At 64.5% G+C, this 19669-nt stretch carries 20 protein-coding genes; 13 read left to right on the top strand and 7 right to left on the bottom strand.

What is annotated here, in order from left to right:
* Positions 1 to 113: 113 nt before the first annotated feature.
* The 4 genes from fabF to fabD all read right to left on the bottom strand — a co-directional run bounded on the left by fabF (position 114) and on the right by fabD (position 3709).
* A complete protein-coding gene (gene fabF, locus K8M09_RS05325) occupies positions 114 to 1376 on the bottom strand; it encodes a beta-ketoacyl-ACP synthase II (protein ID WP_160784927.1) in 1263 nt (420 codons plus the stop codon).
* A gap of 106 nt (positions 1377 to 1482) precedes the next feature.
* Positions 1483 to 1719, bottom strand: coding sequence for an acyl carrier protein (locus K8M09_RS05320; RefSeq protein ID WP_018327362.1), 237 nt, complete (start codon positions 1717 to 1719; stop codon positions 1483 to 1485).
* A gap of 284 nt (positions 1720 to 2003) precedes the next feature.
* Positions 2004 to 2741, bottom strand: coding sequence for a 3-oxoacyl-[acyl-carrier-protein] reductase (fabG, locus tag K8M09_RS05315; protein WP_119259148.1), 738 nt, complete (start codon positions 2739 to 2741; stop codon positions 2004 to 2006).
* Positions 2742 to 2764: 23 nt separating this feature from the next.
* Entirely contained in the window at positions 2765 to 3709 is a 945-nt protein-coding gene (gene fabD / locus K8M09_RS05310; protein WP_160784928.1) for an ACP S-malonyltransferase, read from the bottom strand.
* A gap of 194 nt (positions 3710 to 3903) precedes the next feature.
* Between fabD and K8M09_RS05305 the strand changes: the two genes are divergently transcribed.
* The gene (locus tag K8M09_RS05305) at positions 3904 to 4947 is read left to right on the top strand and encodes an aldo/keto reductase (RefSeq protein ID WP_160784929.1); all 1044 of its coding nucleotides are present in this window, start codon (positions 3904 to 3906) and stop codon (positions 4945 to 4947) included.
* 45 nt (positions 4948 to 4992) lie between these two features.
* Here the strand turns inward: K8M09_RS05305 and K8M09_RS05300 are convergent, their stop codons facing one another.
* Positions 4993 to 6384, bottom strand: coding sequence for a nucleobase:cation symporter-2 family protein (locus tag K8M09_RS05300; protein ID WP_160784930.1), 1392 nt, complete (start codon positions 6382 to 6384; stop codon positions 4993 to 4995).
* Between K8M09_RS05300 and K8M09_RS05295 the strand changes: the two genes are divergently transcribed.
* Positions 6364 to 6630 (top strand): hypothetical protein, encoded by a 267-nt coding sequence (locus K8M09_RS05295; protein ID WP_160784931.1) that lies wholly within the window; start codon positions 6364 to 6366, stop codon positions 6628 to 6630. The genes K8M09_RS05300 and K8M09_RS05295 overlap by 21 nt on opposite strands.
* Before the next feature lie 51 nt (positions 6631 to 6681).
* A complete protein-coding gene (locus K8M09_RS05290) occupies positions 6682 to 7383 on the top strand; it encodes an outer membrane protein (protein ID WP_160784932.1) in 702 nt (233 codons plus the stop codon).
* Between the two features lie 76 nt (positions 7384 to 7459).
* On the opposite strand, the gene K8M09_RS05285 is transcribed toward K8M09_RS05290, so the two are convergent.
* Positions 7460 to 7771, bottom strand: a complete 312-nt coding sequence (locus tag K8M09_RS05285) for a hypothetical protein (protein WP_160784933.1) — start codon at positions 7769 to 7771, stop codon at positions 7460 to 7462.
* A 404-nt stretch (positions 7772 to 8175) separates the two neighbouring features.
* Between K8M09_RS05285 and rpsF the strand changes: the two genes are divergently transcribed.
* The 6 genes from rpsF (at position 8176) to K8M09_RS05255 (ending at position 13862) form a co-directional block, all read left to right on the top strand.
* A complete protein-coding gene (rpsF, locus tag K8M09_RS05280) occupies positions 8176 to 8628 on the top strand; it encodes a 30S ribosomal protein S6 (RefSeq protein ID WP_160784934.1) in 453 nt (150 codons plus the stop codon).
* A 24-nt stretch (positions 8629 to 8652) separates the two neighbouring features.
* On the top strand, positions 8653 to 8901 hold the full coding sequence (gene rpsR / locus K8M09_RS05275) for a 30S ribosomal protein S18 (protein ID WP_023515801.1): 249 nt from the start codon (positions 8653 to 8655) through the stop codon (positions 8899 to 8901).
* A 211-nt stretch (positions 8902 to 9112) separates the two neighbouring features.
* Positions 9113 to 10087 (top strand): DUF2232 domain-containing protein, encoded by a 975-nt coding sequence (locus tag K8M09_RS05270; protein ID WP_160784935.1) that lies wholly within the window; start codon positions 9113 to 9115, stop codon positions 10085 to 10087.
* A 39-nt stretch (positions 10088 to 10126) separates the two neighbouring features.
* Entirely contained in the window at positions 10127 to 10702 is a 576-nt protein-coding gene (gene rplI, locus K8M09_RS05265) for a 50S ribosomal protein L9 (RefSeq protein ID WP_160784936.1), read from the top strand.
* A gap of 186 nt (positions 10703 to 10888) precedes the next feature.
* Positions 10889 to 12175, top strand: coding sequence for an SAM-dependent methyltransferase (locus tag K8M09_RS05260; protein ID WP_160784937.1), 1287 nt, complete (start codon positions 10889 to 10891; stop codon positions 12173 to 12175).
* A gap of 187 nt (positions 12176 to 12362) precedes the next feature.
* Positions 12363 to 13862 (top strand): replicative DNA helicase, encoded by a 1500-nt coding sequence (locus tag K8M09_RS05255; RefSeq protein ID WP_160784938.1) that lies wholly within the window; start codon positions 12363 to 12365, stop codon positions 13860 to 13862.
* A gap of 26 nt (positions 13863 to 13888) precedes the next feature.
* Here K8M09_RS05255 and K8M09_RS05250 read toward each other — a convergent pair whose 3' ends face one another.
* On the bottom strand, positions 13889 to 14491 hold the full coding sequence (locus K8M09_RS05250; protein WP_160784939.1) for a hypothetical protein: 603 nt from the start codon (positions 14489 to 14491) through the stop codon (positions 13889 to 13891).
* Between the two features lie 103 nt (positions 14492 to 14594).
* Here K8M09_RS05250 and alr point away from each other — a divergent pair, with 103 nt between their 5' ends.
* The 4 genes from alr to purF all read left to right on the top strand — a co-directional run bounded on the left by alr (position 14595) and on the right by purF (position 19668).
* On the top strand, positions 14595 to 15764 hold the full coding sequence (gene alr, locus K8M09_RS05245) for an alanine racemase (RefSeq protein WP_160785016.1): 1170 nt from the start codon (positions 14595 to 14597) through the stop codon (positions 15762 to 15764).
* Positions 15765 to 15820: 56 nt separating this feature from the next.
* Positions 15821 to 17224, top strand: coding sequence for a DNA repair protein RadA (gene radA, locus K8M09_RS05240; RefSeq protein WP_160784940.1), 1404 nt, complete (start codon positions 15821 to 15823; stop codon positions 17222 to 17224).
* 138 nt (positions 17225 to 17362) lie between these two features.
* On the top strand, positions 17363 to 17974 hold the full coding sequence (locus tag K8M09_RS05235; RefSeq protein WP_160784941.1) for a CvpA family protein: 612 nt from the start codon (positions 17363 to 17365) through the stop codon (positions 17972 to 17974).
* A gap of 200 nt (positions 17975 to 18174) precedes the next feature.
* A complete protein-coding gene (gene purF, locus K8M09_RS05230) occupies positions 18175 to 19668 on the top strand; it encodes an amidophosphoribosyltransferase (protein ID WP_160784942.1) in 1494 nt (497 codons plus the stop codon).
* The last annotated feature ends 1 nt before the right edge of the window (position 19669 follow it).

Here is a 19669-nt window from a genome sequence, read left to right as displayed (position 1 = left end):
ATGGGTTTGGGCATTGCTCGACGTCTTCCAGCAGAGCAATACGGCAAAAGCGGGATCGGGCCGCTCTTCACATTCGGGTGCGGGCACGCCGGGACCTCACGTCCCGGCCGGGATCAGGCTTCGTAGCGCTTCAGCACCAGCGAGGCATTCGTTCCGCCGAAGCCGAACGAGTTGGACAGCGCCACGTTGATCTCGCGCTTGCGGGCCTTGTGGGGCACCAGGTCGATCTTCGTCTCGACGTCGGGATTGTCGAGGTTCAGCGTCGGCGGCGCGATGTTGTCGCGGATCGCCAGCGTCGCGAAGATCGCCTCGACCGCACCGGCAGCACCCAGAAGGTGGCCGATGGCCGACTTGGTGGACGACATGGAGACGCGGGAGGCGGCATCGCCGACGAGGCGCTCCACCGCACCGAGCTCGATCGTGTCGGCCATAGTGGAGGTGCCGTGCGCGTTGATATAGTCGACTTCGCTCGCCGGAATGCCGGCGCGCTTCAGCGCCATGGTCATGCAGCGGAACGCGCCGTCGCCGTCCTCGGATGGTGCGGTGATGTGGTAGGCGTCGCCCGAAAGGCCGTAGCCGACGACTTCGGCGTAGATCTTCGCGCCGCGCGCCTTGGCGTGTTCCAGCTCTTCCAGGATGACGATGCCGGCCCCCTCGCCCATGACGAAGCCGTCACGGTCGCGGTCATAGGGGCGCGAGGCGGCGGTCGGGTCGTCGTTGCGCTCGGTCGACAACGCCTTGCAGGCGGCAAAGCCGGCAAGCGCAATGCGGCAGATCGGCGATTCGGCGCCGCCGGCCACCATGACATCGGCATCGCCCAGTGCGATCAGGCGGCTGGCATCGCCGATGGCGTGCGCGCCGGTCGAGCAGGCGGTGACGACGGAGTGGTTCGGGCCGCGCAGCTTGTGGCGGATCGAAACGTGGCCGGAGGCCAGATTGATCAGGCGGCCGGGAATGAAGAAGGGAGAAACGCGGCGGGGGCCCTTGTCGCGCAGCGTATAGCCGCCCTCGACGATGCCTTCGAGGCCGCCGATGCCGGAGCCGATGAGCACGCCGGTCGCGATCTGGTCTTCGTCGGTCTTGGGGTGCCAGCCGGCGTCGGCAAGCGCCATGTCGGCGGCGGCCATCGCATAGACGATGAACGGGTCGACCTTGCGCTGTTCCTTGGGTTCCATCCACTGGTCGGCATTGTAGGTGCCGTCGGAACCGTCACCGAGGGGAATGGAGCAGGCGATCTTGGCGGGGAGGTCTTCGACCTCGAAGGCGGTAACCCTGGCGGCGCCGCTGCGGCCTTCGAGAAGCCGGCTCCAGGTCACTTCGGTGCCACAGCCAAGCGGAGATACCATGCCGGTACCTGTGATAACGACACGCCTCATCGTCCGTGATCCACCCTTTGTATTCGTATCCGTTGCCTCGAGAGAGGTGTGGCCTCCGGACGGAGACCGGGACGGGCCGCCCGAAAGCGGCCCGCCGGAAATCAGATCAGGCCTGGGCCTTCTCGATGAACTTGACGGCGTCGCCGACCGTCAGGATCGAGTCAGCGGCATCGTCCGGGATCTCGACGCCGAATTCTTCTTCGAACGCCATGACCAGTTCGACGGTGTCGAGCGAGTCCGCGCCAAGGTCATCGATGAAGCTTGCGCCTTCGCTGACCTTTTCGGCGTCAACGCCCAGATGATCAATGACAATTTTCTTTACGCGTTCTGCTACGTCGCTCATGTCGGATTCCTCGACCTTCGTTTTTTTGATCGGCGCCTTCACGGCACCGGACACTCAACACGCCCGATGTGCCCTCAAGAACACATCCGGCAATCCCTTCAACCGACAATGCGGGATCGACGATCCTTTTGCGTATCGCCCGATCGCTCAGGCTTTTGCCGGTCGACTGCTGGCAGTCATGGCCCGATTAACACGGTTTATGCCTGCCGCAAAGCCTGAAAATGGCGGGCGCGCCAGCGGTCAACATGCAATTTATGCTGCTTCGCCGGGCGCTTGGGCCAGCTTCAGATCATCGCCATGCCGCCGTTCACATGCAGCGTCTGGCCCGTCATGTAGGAGGCTTCCGACGAGGCGAGGTAGGCGACGGCCGACGCGACTTCCGCGCCGGTGCCCATGCGCTTCATCGGGATGGCCCCCATGATCGCTTCCTTCTGCTTGTCGTTCAGCTTGCCGGTCATCGCGCTTTCGATAAAGCCCGGGGCCACGCAGTTGACCGTGACGTTGCGGGTCGCGATTTCCTGCGCCAGCGACTTGGTGAAGCCAATCATGCCGGCCTTGGAGGCGCAGTAGTTCGCCTGGCCCGGATTTCCGGTGACGCCGACGACCGAGGTGATGTTGATGATGCGGCCGTAGCGGCGGCGCATCATGGGATGGGTCAGTTCGCGCGTCAGGCGGAAGACGGCCGTCAGGTTCACTTCGAGGACGGCATCCCAGTCCTCGTCGCTCATGCGCACGAACAGGCCGTCCTTGGTGATGCCGGCATTGTTGACGAGGATGTCGACGCCGCCGAGTTCGGCTTCCGCCTTCTCGCCGAGCGCCTTGACTTCGGCGCGGTCGGAAAGGTTGGCCGGGAAGATGTGGACGCGTTCGCCGAGATCGTTGGCGAGGGTTTCCAGCTTCTCGACGCGGGTGCCGTGCAGGCCAACGATGGCGCCCTGGGCGTGGAGAACGCGGGCGATCTCTTCGCCGATGCCGCCGGATGCGCCGGTAACGAGAGCCTTGCGGCCGGTAAGATCAAGCATGGTTCCGTTCCTTTGAAGAAAGATCAGCCGAGGAGCGCTGCGAGCGCGCTGTCGATATCGGCGGGAGTGTTGATGGCGATGCCGGTGACGGACTTGTCGATACGGCGCGCAAGGCCGGTCAGCACCTTGCCGGAGCCGACTTCATAGAGTGTCGTCACATCATTCTTGCCGAACCACTCGACCGTCTCGCGCCAGCGGACCTGGCCGGTGACCTGCTCGACGAGAAGCTTGACGATCTCCTCAGGATCGCTGACCGGGGCGGCGCGCACATTGGCGATGACCGGCACGACCGGAGCCTTGGCCGCAACAGTGGCGAGCGCCTCGCGCATGGCGTCGGCGGCGGGCGCCATCAGGGCGGAATGGAAGGGGGCGGAAACGGAGAGCATCAGCGCGCGCTTGGCGCCCTTCTCCGTCGCAAGGCGGGCCGCGACCTCGACGGCCGGCTTGGAGCCGGAGATGACGAGCTGGCCGCCGCCATTGTCGTTGGCGATCTGGCAGGAGCCGCCGGCGGAGGCTTCCTTGCAGATGGCTTCGACGTCAGCCTGTTCAAGGCCGATGATGGCGGCCATGGCGCCCTCGCCGACCGGAACGGCCGACTGCATGGCGTTGCCGCGGATGCGCAGAAGGCGCGCGGTATCGGCCAGCGAGAAGGTGCCGGCGGCACAGAGGGCCGAATATTCACCGAGCGAATGGCCGGCGACGTAGGAGACCTTGTCCTTCAGCGACAGGCCGCGCGCTTCCAGCACGCGCATGACGGCGATGGAGACGGCCATCAGCGCCGGCTGGGCGTTGGCGGTCAGCGTCAGCGTTTCTTCCGGCCCTTCGAACATGATGGTGGAAAGCTTCTGGCCGAGGGCCTCGTCGACTTCCGCGAAAACGGCACGCGCCTCGGGGAAGGCGTCGGCGAGATCCTTGCCCATGCCGACGGCCTGGCTGCCCTGGCCGGGGAAGGTGAATGCTACGCTCATAGGGGTTTCTCCCGTCTTATGTTTCCTTTTCCATTCACATTCCGGCCTCGCAAGTCAAGGCGTGCGGGCATTCTCGCCCCGTCCAACCCCACGCTTTCCAAGGCCTTCGCACAGGGAATCGCGGTTTTGCGTCTTGCACTTCGTCAGGACCGGCCTACATTCGCGCCGTTTTCCAAAGACAGGATTTTCCTCCCATGAAATACAATCCGCTCGGCCGGACCGGCATCGGCGTGTCCGAGATTTGCCTCGGCACGATGACCTGGGGCTCGCAGAACAGCGAGCAGGAAGCCCACGACCAGCTCGACTACGCCTTCTCCCGGGGCGTCAACTTCATCGACACCGCCGAACTTTATCCGACCACCCCGCTTTCCGCCGAGACCTATGGCGACACCGAGCGCTTCATCGGCTCCTGGATGCAGGCGCGCGGCAATCGCGACAAGGTCATCCTCGCCTCCAAGGTCGCCGGCCCCGGCCGCCCCTATATCCGCGGCGGCGCGCCGATGAGCCGCGCGGGCATCCTCGAAGCCATCGACGACAGCCTTGCGCGTCTCAGGACCGACTATATCGACCTCTACCAGCTCCACTGGCCAAACCGCGGCCACTATCACTTCCGCAATGCCTGGAGCTACGACCCGTCGAAGCAGGATCGCGAGAAGGTTGCGGCCGAACTGCTGGAAGCGCTGGAAACGGTCGGCGATCTCGTGAAGGCCGGCAAGGTGCGCGCGCTCGGCCTTTCCAACGAGACGGCCTGGGGCACGATGCAGATGCTGAGACACGCCGAGGACAAGGGCCTGCCGCGCGTCGCCTCCATCCAGAACGAGTATAACCTGCTCTACCGGAGCTACGATCTCGACCTTGCGGAACTGTCGCATCATGAGGATGTGGGGCTGCTCGCCTATTCGCCGCTCGCCGCCGGGCTTCTGACCGGCAAGTATCTCGATGGCGCGCGGCCGGACGGTTCGCGCCTGACCAAGAACGGCGATCTCGGCGGCCGCTACCAGCCGCTGCAGGAGCCGGCGGTGCGCGCCTATGTGGAGCTTGCGAAGGAAAACGGCATCGACCCGGCGCAGATGGCCCTCGCCTTCTGCCTGACGCGGCCCTTCATGGCCTCCGTCATCATCGGCGCGACGTCGATGGAGCAGTTGAAGACGGATATCGCCAGCGCGGACCTGACGCTCTCAGTCGATGTGATGAACGGCATCCGCCGTATCCACCGGCTCTATCCCGCGCCGATGTAAGGAAAGAAGACCGGGCGACCGAAATCGGCCGCCCGGTTCAGGCTATCAATGAACGGGCTTGGGTTCCTGCGTTTCCGGCAGCAGCCAGTTCAGGAAGACCGCGCTGAGACCGCCCGTCGCCACACCCGATTCCAGAACGTTCTTCAGGAAGTTCGGCATGTGCGAGACGAATTCCGGCACCTGCGACACGCCGAGGCCGAGCGCCAGCGAGATCGAGATGATCAGCAGCGCGCGACGGTCGAGCTGAAGGCCGGCGAGGATGTTGATGCCCGAGGCGGCGACCGCGCCGAACATAACGATGACCGCACCGCCCAGAACCGGCTCCGGCACCGCCTGAATGACGCCGGCAATGGTCGGGAACAGGCCGAGCAGCACCAGCACGGCGGCGATATAGACGCCGACATGGCGGCTGGCGACGCCGGTGAGCTGGATGATGCCGTTGTTCTGCGCGAAGACCGAGCTGGGGAAGGTGTTGAAGATGCCGGCAAGCAGCGAGTTCACGCCGTTGACGAGCACGCCGCCCTTCACCCGCTCCATCCAGACCGGGCCCTCGACCGGCTCGCGCGAAATCTTGCTGGTGGCGGTGATGTCGCCGATGGCCTCGAGCGAGGTCACGAGATAGATCACGACCATGGGCGCAAAGAGCGTCCAGGAGAAATCGATGCCGAAATGCAGCGGCGTCGGCACCTCGAACCAGGCGGCCTGATGGACGCCCGCGAAATCGAGACGGCCGAGCGCGGCGGCAAGCGCATAGCCCGCACCGAGCGCAATGATGATCGCGGCGCTGCGCACCCAGACGACCGGAATGCGGTTGAGCACGATGATCAGGCCGAGCACGGTGCCGGAAAGCAGCAGGTTCTCACCATTGGCAAAGGTGCCCGACTGCATGGCGCCGAAACCGCCGCCCATGCTGATGAGGCCAACCTTGATGAGCGTGAGGCCGATCATCAGCACGACGATGCCGGTGACGAGCGGGGTGATGAACTTCTTGACGAAGGGAAGGACGCGCGAAAGCCCCATCTCGATGAAGGAGCCGGCGATGACCACGCCGAAGATCGCGGCCATGACGGCCTCGACGGGCGTACCCTGCTTGACCATCAGCACGCCGCCGGCGATCAGCGGACCGACGAAGTTGAAGCTCGTGCCCTGCACAATCAGCAGGCCCGCGCCGAGCGGGCCGAAGCGGCGGCACTGGACGTAAGTGGCGATGCCGGAGATGACCAGCGACATCGAGACGATCATGTTGGTGTCGCGTGCCGAGACGCCGAGGGCCTGGCAGATCAGCAGGCCCGGCGTGACGATGGGCACGATGATGGCGAGCAGGTGCTGGATGGCGGCAAGAAGGGCGATCGCCGGCTTCGGCTTGTCCTCAAGCGCGAAGACCAGATCGTCTGCCGGCGCAGGCTGGGATTCCGAATGGTTGGCATGGATGTTCATGCGCGCGCCTCCATCCGGATTTCGATTTCATTGCGCGCATCTGCGGCAGCACACCGCACGGCGCATTCGTTATGTTTCGCCATGGCTTCTCCTCCCGGCGTGATGGGGTTTGCTCAAGAAACACCGAAGCCTCCACTTCGGGCGCGCGAAAATAACCGACTTTGCCGCAGCCAACTTCCTCCAAAAACCCTGAAAGAGTTTCGCGAACATGCATTCAAACTGCGTGGGAAATCGCGGATATCTTGACTTGCATTATCTCGCCGATGCAATCTATAGGCAAGAAACGGGAGATCAAAAATGCTTTCACTGAAATGTTTCATCGGCAGCAGCGTCCTCGCAACGGCAGCGCTGCTATCCATTACACCGGCGGCTGCCGAAGACTGGTCCGGCTTCTATCTGGGGGTGCATGGCGGTGGCGCATGGTCTCCCTCCTCCTATGACCATGTGGAAACGCTCGGCGTCGGCGGCAGCGAAGACAATCGTGAATTCTTTTCGACAGATGGCTCGAGTGTTGCCGGTGGTTTCCAGGCAGGCGTTCAGCAGCAGTTCGATCAATTCGTGCTAGGCGTGGAAGGGTTCTACACGCTCCTGGATGCAAAGGATTCCAGCCAGACCGATCTCAACGGCATCCCCAGGACGCGCGAAACCCGATTGAATGACTATTGGGGCGCCGCGGCACGCGTCGGCTACAATCTCGACAACGCCATGCCCTACCTGAAAGTCGGTTATGCCGGTACGACCCTCGACTATGTGAACACGCGCATAGCCGACAATGTTGTCGTAGGGGAATCATCCAACAAGGTGGGCGGGGTTCTGCTGGGAGCAGGTGTAGACTTCGCACTCACCAAGAACTGGACGGTCGGAGCAGACTACAGCTTCACCAAATTCAATGTCGGTTCTCAACAGCAGACGCGAGATGGCGCCGCAGTCGCCGCTTACAATGACGATAACGATGTCAAGCTGCATCTGGTGACGATCCGGCTTAACTACAAGTTCTGATCCTGCCTCTAATATATCGGTCAAACAGAAACCCGCCGTTTCCGGCGGGTTTCTTTATGCCCCATGCGGGTTGGCGTTACGGCGTGGTCGTCGTCGCGCCGCCGCCTTGCGCAGGCTGCTGCACGCTGCCCGGCTGACTTTCCAGCGGCTTCATGTCGCCGCCCGACTGGCCGTCCGTGGCCGTCCCGCCCGCCGGCGCGCCGTTCTGCGTGCCGATGGCCGAGGTGTTGGCGTTCGGATCGACGCCGTCGCCCGGGGTTCCGCTGCCGACGAAATAGAAGATGCCCACCGCGACGAGCACGGCCGCAATCACGGCCACGGCCCAGGTGCCTGTACCGCCGCCCTGGCTGATGACCGTCGGGCCACGATCCTCAAGCGGGGGCGTCATTCTGTCTTCCAGGCGATCTTCCGGGGGACGATTGACAAGGTTGGGGTCCTGCATGTCTGTCACTCCATCTGGTTGGATCGACGGGAAAACGCGGCGCGCGCGGATTGGTTCCCGCCCTGTGCCGCAATGGAGCAGGCGCATTTGCGGCCCGGACCTTGCTTTCCCGCGAAAAATCCGTATAAACGCGCTGTTCAAAACACCCGGGTCACCGGCTGGTGGCTGAACGGAGGGCCGGCATATCGCAAGATCTGCCGTTTGGAACCAAGGGTTCCGGCCTCCCGTGTCTCCGCTCTCGACCGTCTGGATTAACGCTTTTCTTGCTTCGGGCCTTGGCCTTTGAGAACTGTCGTTGAGGCTTGGCGCCGGTTTCGGGTGTAGTTAAAACGCAAGAAAGGCAAAGCCACATGGCTCTTTACGAACATGTATTCCTGGCCCGCCAGGACGTGTCCGCCCAGCAGGTCGACGCTCTCGTCGAACAGTACAAGGGTGTGATCGAATCCTTCGGCGGCAAGGTCGGCCGGGTTGAGAACTGGGGCCTCAAGTCCCTCACCTACCGCATCAAGAAGAACCGTAAGGCGCATTACGCGCTGATGGACATCGACGCTCCGGCCGCCGCCATCCACGAGATGGAACGCCAGATGCGCATCAACGAAGACGTTCTTCGTTACATGACCGTCGCCGTCGAAGCCCACGAAGAAGGCCCGTCCGCGATGATGCAGAAGCGCGACCGCGACGACCGTCCGCGCCGCGATGGCGACGACCGCGGCCCGCGCCGTGATTTCGGCGACCGTCCGCGCCGCGACTTCGGCGACCGCCCGCCGCGTGGCGACCGTCCGGCCCGCGAAGACCGCGCATAATCGAAGCTGAAGGAGATTAAGACTATGGCTGATGTTTCTTCCGCTCCGGCACGCCGTCCGTTCCACCGCCGTCGCAAGACCTGCCCCTTCTCGGGCGCAAACGCTCCGAAGATCGACTACAAGGACGTTCGTCTTCTCTCGCGCTACATTTCCGAGCGCGGCAAGATCGTTCCGTCCCGCATCACGGCCGTTTCCCAGAAGAAGCAGCGCGAACTGGCCAAGGCCATCAAGCGCGCCCGCTTCCTCGGCCTGCTGCCCTACGTCGTAGCGTAAGCACGCTGACCCTGCGGCCTGACTCGACGTCGGGCCGTAGCGCATGACTCAAGGGGAAGACGGCTCGCCGCCTTCCCCACCTCCCTTCCGCGTTGGGCGCGGATCGGAAACCGCCGGCTTTGCGAAGCCAAAACCCCATGTTGGGGAGATGGTCCTGAATCGACTTGTCAGGAAACTCCTCTAACTGTCTGACCGGACAGGACAGCGAAACGTGAAGACCCTGACGCCATCCTCGATTGCGACCGGCCTTGTTGCCGGTGTGACCGCCGCTCTGCTGTCGCTGAGCGCGAATGCGCAGTCGTCGCTTGCGATCGTGCTTTACGCTGCGTCCGCCCTCCCCATCCTGATCGCAGGCCTCGGCTGGGGCAATGCCAGCGCCTTCATCGCCGTTCTTGCCGGCGGCGCGACGGCCTCGGCGCTCGTCTCCTCGCATTTCGCCGCGCTGATCGTTCTCATCACGCTGATTCCCGCCGGCTGGCTGAGCAACCTCGCCAACCTCGCGCGCCCCGCCTCCGAACTCGGCGGCCCGGACAACGCGCTCGCCTGGTATCCGCTGTCCAACATCCTCGCGCACCTTGCCGTCATGGTGACGCTCGGCATGATCGCCGTCGGCGCAATCGTCGGCTACAACAGCGACATGGCGGGCAAGCTCGTCGATATCGTCATCGAGACGCTGAAGGCGCAGGAACCGCTCTACAATCCCGATGCCGCCGCCATCGCGCAGTTGAAATCCATCTTCTCGCTGGCGCTGCCGCTGGTGCAGGGCGCGCTCTGGGTCTTCCTGCTGTTCGCGGCCTACTATGTCGCGACCTTCGTCGTGCGCGCCTCGGGCAAGGGCCTGCGCCCGCGCGAGGACATGCCGTCCACGCTGCGCATGCACCGCAATGCCATCTTCCCCTTCCTCGCCGGTCTCATCCTCGCCTTCACGGGCGGCGTGCCGGCGATCATCGGCGCGCTCGCCTGCGGCACCTTCGGGGCCGGCTTCGTGCTCGCCGGCTTCGCGAGCCTGCATTTCAGGACACGCGGCAAGCCGTGGCGGCTCGTCGCCCTGTGGTTCGCCTATGTTTCGGTATTGCTCTTCACGATACCGATCTTCGCCATCCTTCTCCTCGGCCTCCTGGACACGCGGCGCACCATTGCGCTGACGCCCACCGCCCCGGCGGAGAAGAAACACCAGAATATCTGAACTTCCAAAATATCCGAACTCCAAGAAAGGAACTTGAAAATGGACGTCATTCTTCTCGAACGCATCGCCAAGCTCGGCCAGATGGGCGAAACCGTAAAGGTTCGCGACGGCTTCGCCCGTAACTACCTGCTGCCGCTCGGCAAGGCGCTGCGCGCCAACGAAGCCAACAAGAAGCGCTTCGAATCCGAGCGTGCGACGCTCGAAGCCCGTAACCTCGAGCGCAAGTCGGAAGCCCAGGGCGTTGCCGAAAAGCTCGACGGCAAGACCTTCGTCATCGTTCGCTCCGCCGGCGAAACCGGCCAGCTCTACGGCTCGGTCGCTGCCCGCGACATCATCGACGCCCTGGCTGCCGAAGGCTTCAACATCGGCCGCAACCAGGTCGAGCTCAACACCCCGATCAAGGCAATCGGCCTGCACAAGGTCGTCCTGCACCTGCACGCCGAAGTCGAACTCTCGGTTGAAGTCAACGTTGCCCGTTCGGCCGAAGAAGCCGAGCGCCAGTCCAAGGGCGAAAGCCTGACCTCGGCCGACGCCATCTACGGCGTTGACGAAGACGCGCTGAAGCCGGGCGATTTCTTCGACCCGGAAGCCGACCTCGACGGCGACGAAGCCTGATAACGACAACGGGCCGGCTCTGCCGGCCCGTTTGCTTTTGGGGGGCCAAAAAGCACGGGTTGAAATCCCGCATTTCGCGTCAATATTTATACTTCGTTAGACTGGATTGGCGGTCGGGCCGCTTCCCAGGCCGGTTTCCGACCCAGACCCGTTCCGCCAGATTTTAAGCGCGACGGAGTTTAGCGAATGAAATTCATTGTTCAGGCTCTCGTTTCCCGCCTCGTCGAGACCGGAAATCTGAAAATCACCTATCCGGACGGAACCTGCCAGGCCTTCGGCGATGGCACAGGAAGCCCGGTCCATCTGCGGATCAACACGAAAAGAGCCCTTCGGGGCCTTGCACTCGACCCCGCCTATTTTCTCGGCCATCACTATGGCACCGGGGATATCGATATCGTCGAAGGCGACATGTACGGCTTCCTGAAGGCCGTGTTCACCGGCAATCCCGATTTCAAATATTACGATACCGGCTGGAACCGGCTTCTCGACCGGCTGCGCTATCTCTTCCGCTGGGTGCGGGAAAAGAACAGCGTGGTGCGCGCGCGCCGGAATGTGCAGCACCATTACGACCTGACGGGTGCGCTCTACGATCTCTTCCTCGATCAGGACCGGCAATATTCCTGCGCCTATTTCGAGCGGCCCAACCAGTCGCTGGACGATGCGCAGCTTGCCAAGAAGCGCCATATCGCCGCCAAGCTCAACATCCACCGGCCCGGCCAGAGCGTACTCGACATCGGCAGCGGCTGGGGCGGCATGGCGCTCTATCTTGCCCGCCAGCTCGGCGCGAAGGTGACGGGCGTCACCCTTTCCGACGAGCAGCACGCGCTTTCCGTCAGGCGGGCGAACGAGGTGGGGCTGTCGGAAGCGGTGACATTCCTGCTGCAGGACTATCGCAATACGGAGGGCCCGTTCGACCGGATCGTCTCCGTCGGCATGTTCGAGCATGTCGGGCGACCGAACTACCTCACCTTCTTCAAAAAGAGCGCATCGCTCCTCAAGCGCGACGGCGTGATGCTGCTGCACACAATCGGCCGCACGGACCGGCCATCCGCCAACAACCCGTTCATCGAGAAGTACATCTTTCCCGGCGGCTATATCCCTGCCCTCTCGGAAGTGATGCAGGCGGTGGAAAAGAGCGGGCTGGCCGTGACGGACGTGGAAATCCTGCGCCTCCACTATGCCGAGACGCTGCGCCATTGGCGGGAACGTTTCATGGCGCGGCGCGAAGAGGCGAAGGCGCTCTACGATGAAAAATTCTGCCGCATCTGGGAGTTCTATCTCGCGGCATCGGAAAGCGCCTTCCGCTGGCAGAATCTCGTCGTCTTCCAGATCCAGCTCTCGCACGACCAGCAGTCCGTGCCCCTGACGCGCGACTATATCGGCCGCGGCGAGGATTGCCTGCTTTCGCACGAAGGCAACCCGAAGGCGGAGCCGCGTGGCGCGCGCCGGTATCCGCGGGAGGCCTCGCTCTGAGATTCGGGGCGCGAGTCAACCGAAACCGCGCGGGCCCGGCGCAATCCGGGCTTGCCGTGTCCCGGCCGCCTGTGGAAAAGTCTAAGACCGGGCCTAAAGGATGGACCATGTCGGAACTGCTTGACCCTCGGCGGCAAAGCAACCAAACCACCGGGCTTCAGGAAACAGGGACGGGAGATTCGGGACGATGAACGATGCCGTGCGCAAGCTCAGCCAGGCCGGTCGCGAGAATGCGGAGCTGCACCACCGCGAGGCACCGAACAACGTCGAAGCGGAACAGGCGCTGCTGGGCGCCATCCTCGTCAACAACGACGCCTATTACCGCGTCTCGGACTTCCTGAAGCCGATCCATTTCAACGAACCGCTGCACCGCAAGATCTACGAGCTTGCCGGCGACACGATCCGTATGGGCAAGATCGCGACGACGATCACCCTGAAGACGCACCTTCCGGCGGATGGCAAGGTCGGCGACCTGACGATCCCGCAATATCTCGCCCGCCTTGCCGCCGAGGCCGTGACGATCATCAACGCGGAAGATTACGGCCGCGCGATCTACGACCTTGCGCTGCGCCGCTCGCTGATCACCATCGGCGAGGACATGGTCAACATCGCCTATGACGCGCCGCTCGACATGCCGCCGCAGAACCAGATCGAGGACGCCGAGCGCCGCCTCTTCGAACTGGCCGAGACCGGCCGCTACGACGGCGGCTTCCAGTCGTTCAACGACGCGGTGGCGCAGGCCATCGACATGGCCGGCCAGGCCTTCGAACGCGACGGCTCGCTTTCCGGCATCTCCACCGGCATCCACTCGCTCGACGGCCGCATGGGCGGCCTGCAGCGCTCGGACTTGATCGTGCTCGCGGGACGTCCCGGCATGGGCAAGACCTCGCTCGCCACCAACATCGCCTATAACATCGCCGCCGCCTATGAGCCGGAAGTGCAGGCGGACGGCTCGTTCAAGGCGCGCAACGGCGGCGTCGTCGGCTTCTACTCGCTCGAAATGTCGTCCGAACAGCTCGCGACCCGTATCATCTCCGAGCAGACCGAAGTCTCCTCCTCGAAGATCCGCCGCGGCGACATTTCCGAGGCCGATTTCGAAAAGCTCGTCGCCTGCAGCCAGATGATGCAGAAGGTGCCGCTCTATATCGACCAGACCGGCGGTATCTCGATTGCCCAGCTTTCCGCCCGCGCCCGCCGCCTCAAGCGCCAGCGCGGCCTCGACTGCCTCGTGGTGGACTATATCCAGCTCATGACCGGCTCGGGCAAATCGAGCGACAACCGCGTGCAGGAAATCACCCAGATCACCACAGGCCTCAAGGCGCTGGGCAAGGAACTGAACGTTCCGATCATCGCGCTTTCCCAGCTCTCCCGTCAGGTGGAAAGCCGCGAGGACAAGCGTCCGCAGCTCTCCGACCTTCGCGAATCCGGCTCCATCGAGCAGGACGCCGACGTGGTGCTCTTCGTGTTCCGCGAGGAATATTACGTGAAGAACCTCGAGCCGCGCGACGAGTTCGACCCGAAATACGAAGAATGGAAGATGAAGTTCGAAGCGGTGAAGGGCACCGCGGACGTCATCATCGCCAAGCAGCGTCACGGCCCCACCGGCACGGTGAAGCTCGCCTTCCAGTCGGAATATACCCGCTTCACCGACCTCGCGGACCCGTCCTTCACCCAGTACGAGCACTGAGGCGCAAGCCGGGGCCGCCCCCGGCTCTATCTCCGGCGAAAGGCCGGGGCCTTGCAGACCCCCGCGACGATGGCGAGCGCATGCTGGCCGCGCGCCTTCTGCTCCCTGTCCGTCATCGGCAGGTCAAGGCGGTCGGAACAGGTCTCGTCCGCTGCCGTGTTCTCGCCGGAGAGCGACAGGCGGCTCGAACAGTAGAGGCCCTTGCCCGTCAGCACGATCTGCTCGGCCTCAGGGGCATCGAAGGGCACCGGGTTGACCTCGGCGATCATGTCGTCGACCGAGGCATAGGCCGTGATGGCCGTCACGCGGCTGAGATCGACGAGGGCGAAGGTCAGCGTCGCCCATTTTCCGGGAAATTGCAGGGCGGTGGTCGTGCGGGCGCGGCAGGGCGCGCCGGAGACTTCGAGCCGCGTCACCAGCCGCGGCGCCTCGGGCGTCTCGACGATGGAGTAGAAGACATCGGCGCTGCCGTCGCGCTCCGGCTCGGCGCCGTCCTGCGCAAGGCCGAGCAGCACGGCATGCACGCCCCGCATGTCGGCGTCCGTCGGCGTATCCTGCGCGAACGCCGCCGTCTGGCACGCCAGCGCCAGCATCATCGCCCCGAAGGTCGCCCGCGTTTTACGACACATGCATTTCCCCGTTCTGGGCGCGCACCTTAGAGAGCCAACCGGGCGGCGGCAATGCGGCGGGCGGGCATATTGCCGCCATGGTCCACAGGCTGTATTCATGGCCATGAGCCATCATCATCCGCACGCACGCCCCACCCTGCCCGTCGCCGGAGAGGATCACGCCCGCCTGACGATCGACCTTTCCGCGCTCGCCGACAACTGGCGGACCATGGCCCGCCGCTCCGGCGCGGCGCGCACGGCGGCGGTGCTGAAGGCCGATGCCTATGGCATCGGACTGGAGCCGGCGGCGAAGACCTTCCACCATGCCGGCGCGCGGGACTTCTTCGTGGCCACACCCGCCGAGGGCGCGGCGCTGCGCGCGCTCCTGCCGGATGTGCGCATCTATGTGCTGTCCGGCATGTGGGCCGGCTCCGAGCGACTGTTCTTCGAATTCGATCTCGTTCCGGTCATCGTCTCGGAAGAACAGCTCGTCGTCTTCATGGCGGCGATTGCCGAGGGCGGGGACCTGCCCTGCGTGCTGCATGTCGATACGGGCATGAGCCGCCTCGGCCTGCGGGTGGAGGATGCGCTGGCGCTCGCCGAGGACGCGGCCCGGCCGGCGAGCTTCGCGCCGATCATGCTGCTGAGCCATCTCGCCTGCGCCGACGACCCGGCCCATCCCCTCAACCGCCAGCAGCTCCAGCGCTTCCGCAGCGTCGTGAAAGCCTTCGACGACATCGACGCGACGCTTGCCAACTCCGCCGGCATCTTCCTCGGCGAAGACTACCACTTCACCCTTACCCGGCCCGGCATCGCGCTCTATGGCGGCGCGGCGGTCAACGGCGTCCCGAACCCGATGAAGCCGGTCGTCACCGCCGAGGCCCGCATCCTTCAGGTGCGCGAGGCCAAGGCCGGCGAGAGCGTCAGCTACGGCGCATCCGCGGTGCTTGCCCGCGACACGCGCATCGCCGTCGCGGCCATCGGCTATGCGGACGGCTATATGCGCAGCCTTTCCGGTTCCGGCGTGCCGCTGCGCACGGCTGGTATTTCCGGGGCGAGCGGCGTGCTGCATGGCCATGCCGTGCCGCTGATCGGCCGCGTGACGATGGACCTTTCCCATTTCGACGTGACGGACCTGCCGCCCGGCAGCGTGCGCGCCGGCGACTTCATCGAGCTGTTCGGCCGCGCCATGCCCATCGAGGACGTGGCCCGCGCCGGCGGCACCATCGACTACGAACTTCTGACCAGTCTCGGCCGCCGCTACGAACGGCGCTACGAGACTGCGAAAAAATAGGACACGTTCCTGTTTTGTGCTAATGGGCTTTCCAGTGATTCAGGAAAGCGATCTTCATGGCGAAAGCCCGCACCCAATTCGTCTGCCAGAACTGCGGCACTGCCCATTCCCGCTGGGTCGGGAAATGCGAGGGCTGCGGCGAGTGGAACACCGTCGTCGAGGAAGACCCGATGGGCGGCATCGGCTCCGGCCCCGGCAAGGTGCCGAAGACGGGCCGGCCGGTGGCGCTGACGGCGCTGTCCGGTGAGATCGAGGAAGCCCCGCGCATCCATACCGGCATCGGCGAACTCGACCGGGCGACCGGCGGCGGCTTCGTGCGCGGCTCGGCCGTGCTGATCGGCGGCGATCCCGGCATCGGCAAGTCGACGCTCCTGATGCAGGCCGCCGCCGCCCTCTCCCGCCGCGGGCATCGCATCATCTATGTCTCGGGCGAAGAGGCGGTGGCGCAGGTGCGGTTGCGCGCGCAACGCCTGCAGGCCGCCGAGACGGACGTGCTGCTTGCCGCCGAGACCAATGTGGAGGACATCCTCGCAACCGTCGGCGAAGGCAAGCGGCCGGATCTAGTGATCATCGATTCGATCCAGACATTGTGGAGCGACACGGCCGAGGCCGCGCCGGGCACGGTGACGCAGGTGCGCACCGGCGTGCAGGCGATGATCCGCTTCGCCAAGCAGACGGGCGCGGCGATGGTTCTGGTCGGCCATGTCACCAAGGAAGGCCAGATCGCCGGCCCGCGCGTCGTCGAGCACATGGTCGACGCCGTGCTCTATTTCGAGGGCGACCGCGGGCATCACTACCGAATCCTGCGCACGGTGAAGAACCGCTTCGGCCCCACCGACGAGATCGGCGTCTTCGAAATGTCCGACAAGGGGCTGCGCGAGGTATCCAACCCTTCCGAACTCTTCCTTGGCGAACGCAATGCGAAATCGCCGGGCGCGGCGGTCTTCGCCGGCATGGAGGGCACCCGGCCGGTGCTGGTGGAAGTGCAGGCGCTCGTCGCCCCCACCTCGCTCGGCACGCCGCGCCGGGCGGTCGTCGGCTGGGATTCGGCGCGGCTGTCGATGATTCTTGCCGTGCTGGAGGCCCATTGCGGCGTCAGGCTCGGGCAACACGACGTTTACCTCAATGTTGCCGGCGGTTACCGCATTTCGGAACCGGCGGCGGACCTTGCGGTGGCCTCCGCGCTCGTTTCCTCGCTTGCCGGACTTGCCCTTCCCGCCGATTGCGTCTATTTCGGCGAAGTCAGCCTGTCGGGTGCCATTCGCCCGGTTGCGCACACCGCCCAGCGCCTTAAAGAGGCCGAAAAGCTGGGTTTTTCGCAGGCCGTGTTGCCCGCCGGTTCCGCCGATCTGCCCAAGGGCGCTGGCGGCCGCTGGAGCGAGATCGACAGCCTGCCGGATCTGGTGGCGCGCATTGCCGGATCGAAAAGCGCCCTGAAGCGGGAAGACGAGGACGTCTGACGCCCTCCGGCACGAGAAAGCCCTGTGGGAAACGGGGCTCGATCCGTGCCGAACCGGGACGGCGGCGACGCCTTCCGCTAAGTTGGCCCCGCACAGGATATGGGGCCGGCGACATTTCGGGTTTGGAGTAGGACAAACATGCCCATCACAATTCTCGACGGTATCGTCATCGGCGTCGCGCTGTTTTCAGCGGTGCTGGCGATGGTGCGCGGCTTCTCGCGCGAAGTGCTTTCCGTCGCAAGCTGGGTGGGCGCTGCCGCGGCCGCCTACTTCCTCTATCCGGTGCTGCTGCCCTATGCGAAGGACTACACGACGAGCGACACGGTTGCGATGGTCGGCTCCGCCGCCGCCGTCTTCCTCGTCGCGCTGATCGTGATCTCCTTCATCACCATGCGCATCGCCGATTTCATCATCGACAGCCGCGTCGGCGCGCTGGACCGCACGCTGGGCTTCCTGTTCGGCGCGGCCCGCGGCATCCTGCTCGTCGTCGTCGCCATGCTGTTCTTCAACTGGCTGGTCGCCCCGCAGCAGCAGCCGGCCTGGGTCACCACGGCCAAGTCCAAGCCGCTCCTCGACAATCTCGGCTCGCGCCTCGTGGCGCTGCTGCCGGAAGACGCCGACGCGACGATCCTCGACCGCCTGCGCGGCAAGGCCGGCGCGACGGAAGGCGGCGCGGCGGAGGACCCGGACGGCGCAAGCGGCGGCACGAACCAGGCTCCGGCCGAAGAAACGCCCGCCACCAACGGATAAATCGATCAGGGGAGCCGCCGCAGCCCAAAATGACCAAGGCAGGCTCCCCGATTTTTTGGTAGGATGCGATACCAGCCACTGACGCTTCCGGGCCTCGGTGGCAAATGCTTTCGGCGATACCCATATGGGCCTCGCCGGGCGCAGCGAAGACCCGAGTAACCCGTGCAACCTCTTACGGTCCCGAGCAAAGGCTTGCAGCAATGAGCGATTTTGAGTTCCCCGGCCGCCACGACGACGATCTCGACGGCGATACGCTTCACGAAGAGTGCGGCGTCTTCGGCATCCTCGGCCATCCGGAAGCCGCCACGCTGACAGCACTCGGCCTGCACGCGCTCCAGCATCGCGGCCAGGAAGCGGCGGGCATCGTCTCCTTCGACGGCAAGCAGTTCAACACCGAAAAGCACATGGGCCTCGTCGGCGACCATTATACGAACCCGGTGACGCTGGCGAAGCTGCCGGGTAACATGGCGATCGGCCACACGCGCTATTCCACCACCGGGGAAGTGGCGCTGCGCAACGTTCAGCCGCTCTTTGCCGAACTGGAAGTCGGCGGCATCGCCGTTGCCCATAACGGCAACTTCACCAACGGCCTGACGCTGCGCCGCCAGCTCATCGCCGGCGGCGCGATCTGTCAGTCGACCTCCGACACGGAAGTCGTGCTGCACCTCATCGCCCGCTCGCGCTACACCAACACCACCGACCGCTTCATCGACGCCATCCGCCAGATGGAAGGCGGCTATTCGATGCTCGGCATCACCCGCACCAAGCTGATCGCCGCACGCGACCCCACGGGCATCCGCCCGCTGGTCATGGGCGAACTCGACGGCAAGCCGATCTTCGCCTCCGAGACCTGCGCACTCGACATCATCGGCGCGAAGTTCGTGCGCGACGTGGAGAACGGCGAGATCATCATCTGCGAGATCCAGCCGGACGGCTCCATCACCATCGAGGCGCGCAAATCCGGCAATGCGCAGCCGGAACGCCTCTGCCTCTTCGAATATGTCTATTTCGCCCGCCCCGATTCGGTCGTCGGCGGCCGCAGTGTCTATGTGGCGCGCAAGAACATGGGCATCAACCTTGCCAAGGAACATCCGGTCGAGGGCGACGTCGTCGTGCCCGTGCCGGACGGCGGCACGCCCGCGGCGCTCGGCTATGCGCAGGAAAGCGGCATTCCGTTCGAATACGGCATCATCCGCAACCACTATGTCGGCCGCACCTTCATCGAGCCGACGCAGCAGATCCGCGCCTTCGGCGTGAAGCTGAAGCATTCGGCAAACCGCGCGATGATCGCCGGCAAGCGCGTGATCCTCGTCGACGATTCCATCGTGCGCGGCACGACGTCGCTGAAGATCGTGCAGATGATCCGCGATGCCGGCGCCAAGGAAGTGCATATCCGCGTCGCAAGCCCGATGATCTTCTACCCGGATTTCTACGGCATCGACACGCCGGACCGCGACAAGCTGCTGGCCAACCAGTACAACGACGTCAAGGCGATGGCGAAGTATATCGGCGCGGATTCGCTGGAGTTCATCTCCATCGACGGCCTCTACCGCGCCGTCGGCGGCGAGGACCGCAACCCGGCCCGCCCGCAATTCACCGACCATTACTTCACCGGCGACTATCCGACGCGCCTCCTTGACAAGGAAGGCGAGACGATGGGACGGAAGGTCTCGGTTCTGGCAAGCAACGGATAAT

Origin of the sequence: Shinella zoogloeoides (assembly GCF_020883495.1) — a bacterium.
In the GTDB taxonomy this organism is placed as follows: Bacteria; Pseudomonadota; Alphaproteobacteria; order Rhizobiales; family Rhizobiaceae; genus Shinella; species Shinella zoogloeoides.
This window is presented reverse-complemented; position numbering and strand designations above follow the sequence as displayed.

Coding starts and splice junctions, on each gene's coding strand:
- fabF (WP_160784927.1), bottom strand. CDS start 1,376: ATGAGGCGTGTCGTTATCACAGGTACCGGCATGGTATCTCCGCTTGGC.
- K8M09_RS05320 (WP_018327362.1), bottom strand. CDS start 1,719: ATGAGCGACGTAGCAGAACGCGTAAAGAAAATTGTCATTGATCATCTG.
- fabG (WP_119259148.1), bottom strand. CDS start 2,741: ATGCTTGATCTTACCGGCCGCAAGGCTCTCGTTACCGGCGCATCCGGC.
- fabD (WP_160784928.1), bottom strand. CDS start 3,709: ATGAGCGTAGCATTCACCTTCCCCGGCCAGGGCAGCCAGGCCGTCGGC.
- K8M09_RS05305 (WP_160784929.1), top strand. CDS start 3,904: ATGAAATACAATCCGCTCGGCCGGACCGGCATCGGCGTGTCCGAGATT.
- K8M09_RS05295 (WP_160784931.1), top strand. CDS start 6,364: ATGGTTGGCATGGATGTTCATGCGCGCGCCTCCATCCGGATTTCGATT.
- K8M09_RS05300 (WP_160784930.1), bottom strand. CDS start 6,384: ATGAACATCCATGCCAACCATTCGGAATCCCAGCCTGCGCCGGCAGAC.
- K8M09_RS05290 (WP_160784932.1), top strand. CDS start 6,682: ATGCTTTCACTGAAATGTTTCATCGGCAGCAGCGTCCTCGCAACGGCA.
- K8M09_RS05285 (WP_160784933.1), bottom strand. CDS start 7,771: ATGACGCCCCCGCTTGAGGATCGTGGCCCGACGGTCATCAGCCAGGGC.
- rpsF (WP_160784934.1), top strand. CDS start 8,176: ATGGCTCTTTACGAACATGTATTCCTGGCCCGCCAGGACGTGTCCGCC.
- rpsR (WP_023515801.1), top strand. CDS start 8,653: ATGGCTGATGTTTCTTCCGCTCCGGCACGCCGTCCGTTCCACCGCCGT.
- rplI (WP_160784936.1), top strand. CDS start 10,127: ATGGACGTCATTCTTCTCGAACGCATCGCCAAGCTCGGCCAGATGGGC.
- K8M09_RS05260 (WP_160784937.1), top strand. CDS start 10,889: ATGAAATTCATTGTTCAGGCTCTCGTTTCCCGCCTCGTCGAGACCGGA.
- K8M09_RS05255 (WP_160784938.1), top strand. CDS start 12,363: ATGAACGATGCCGTGCGCAAGCTCAGCCAGGCCGGTCGCGAGAATGCG.
- K8M09_RS05250 (WP_160784939.1), bottom strand. CDS start 14,491: ATGTGTCGTAAAACGCGGGCGACCTTCGGGGCGATGATGCTGGCGCTG.
- alr (WP_160785016.1), top strand. CDS start 14,595: ATGAGCCATCATCATCCGCACGCACGCCCCACCCTGCCCGTCGCCGGA.
- radA (WP_160784940.1), top strand. CDS start 15,821: ATGGCGAAAGCCCGCACCCAATTCGTCTGCCAGAACTGCGGCACTGCC.
- K8M09_RS05235 (WP_160784941.1), top strand. CDS start 17,363: ATGCCCATCACAATTCTCGACGGTATCGTCATCGGCGTCGCGCTGTTT.
- purF (WP_160784942.1), top strand. CDS start 18,175: ATGAGCGATTTTGAGTTCCCCGGCCGCCACGACGACGATCTCGACGGC.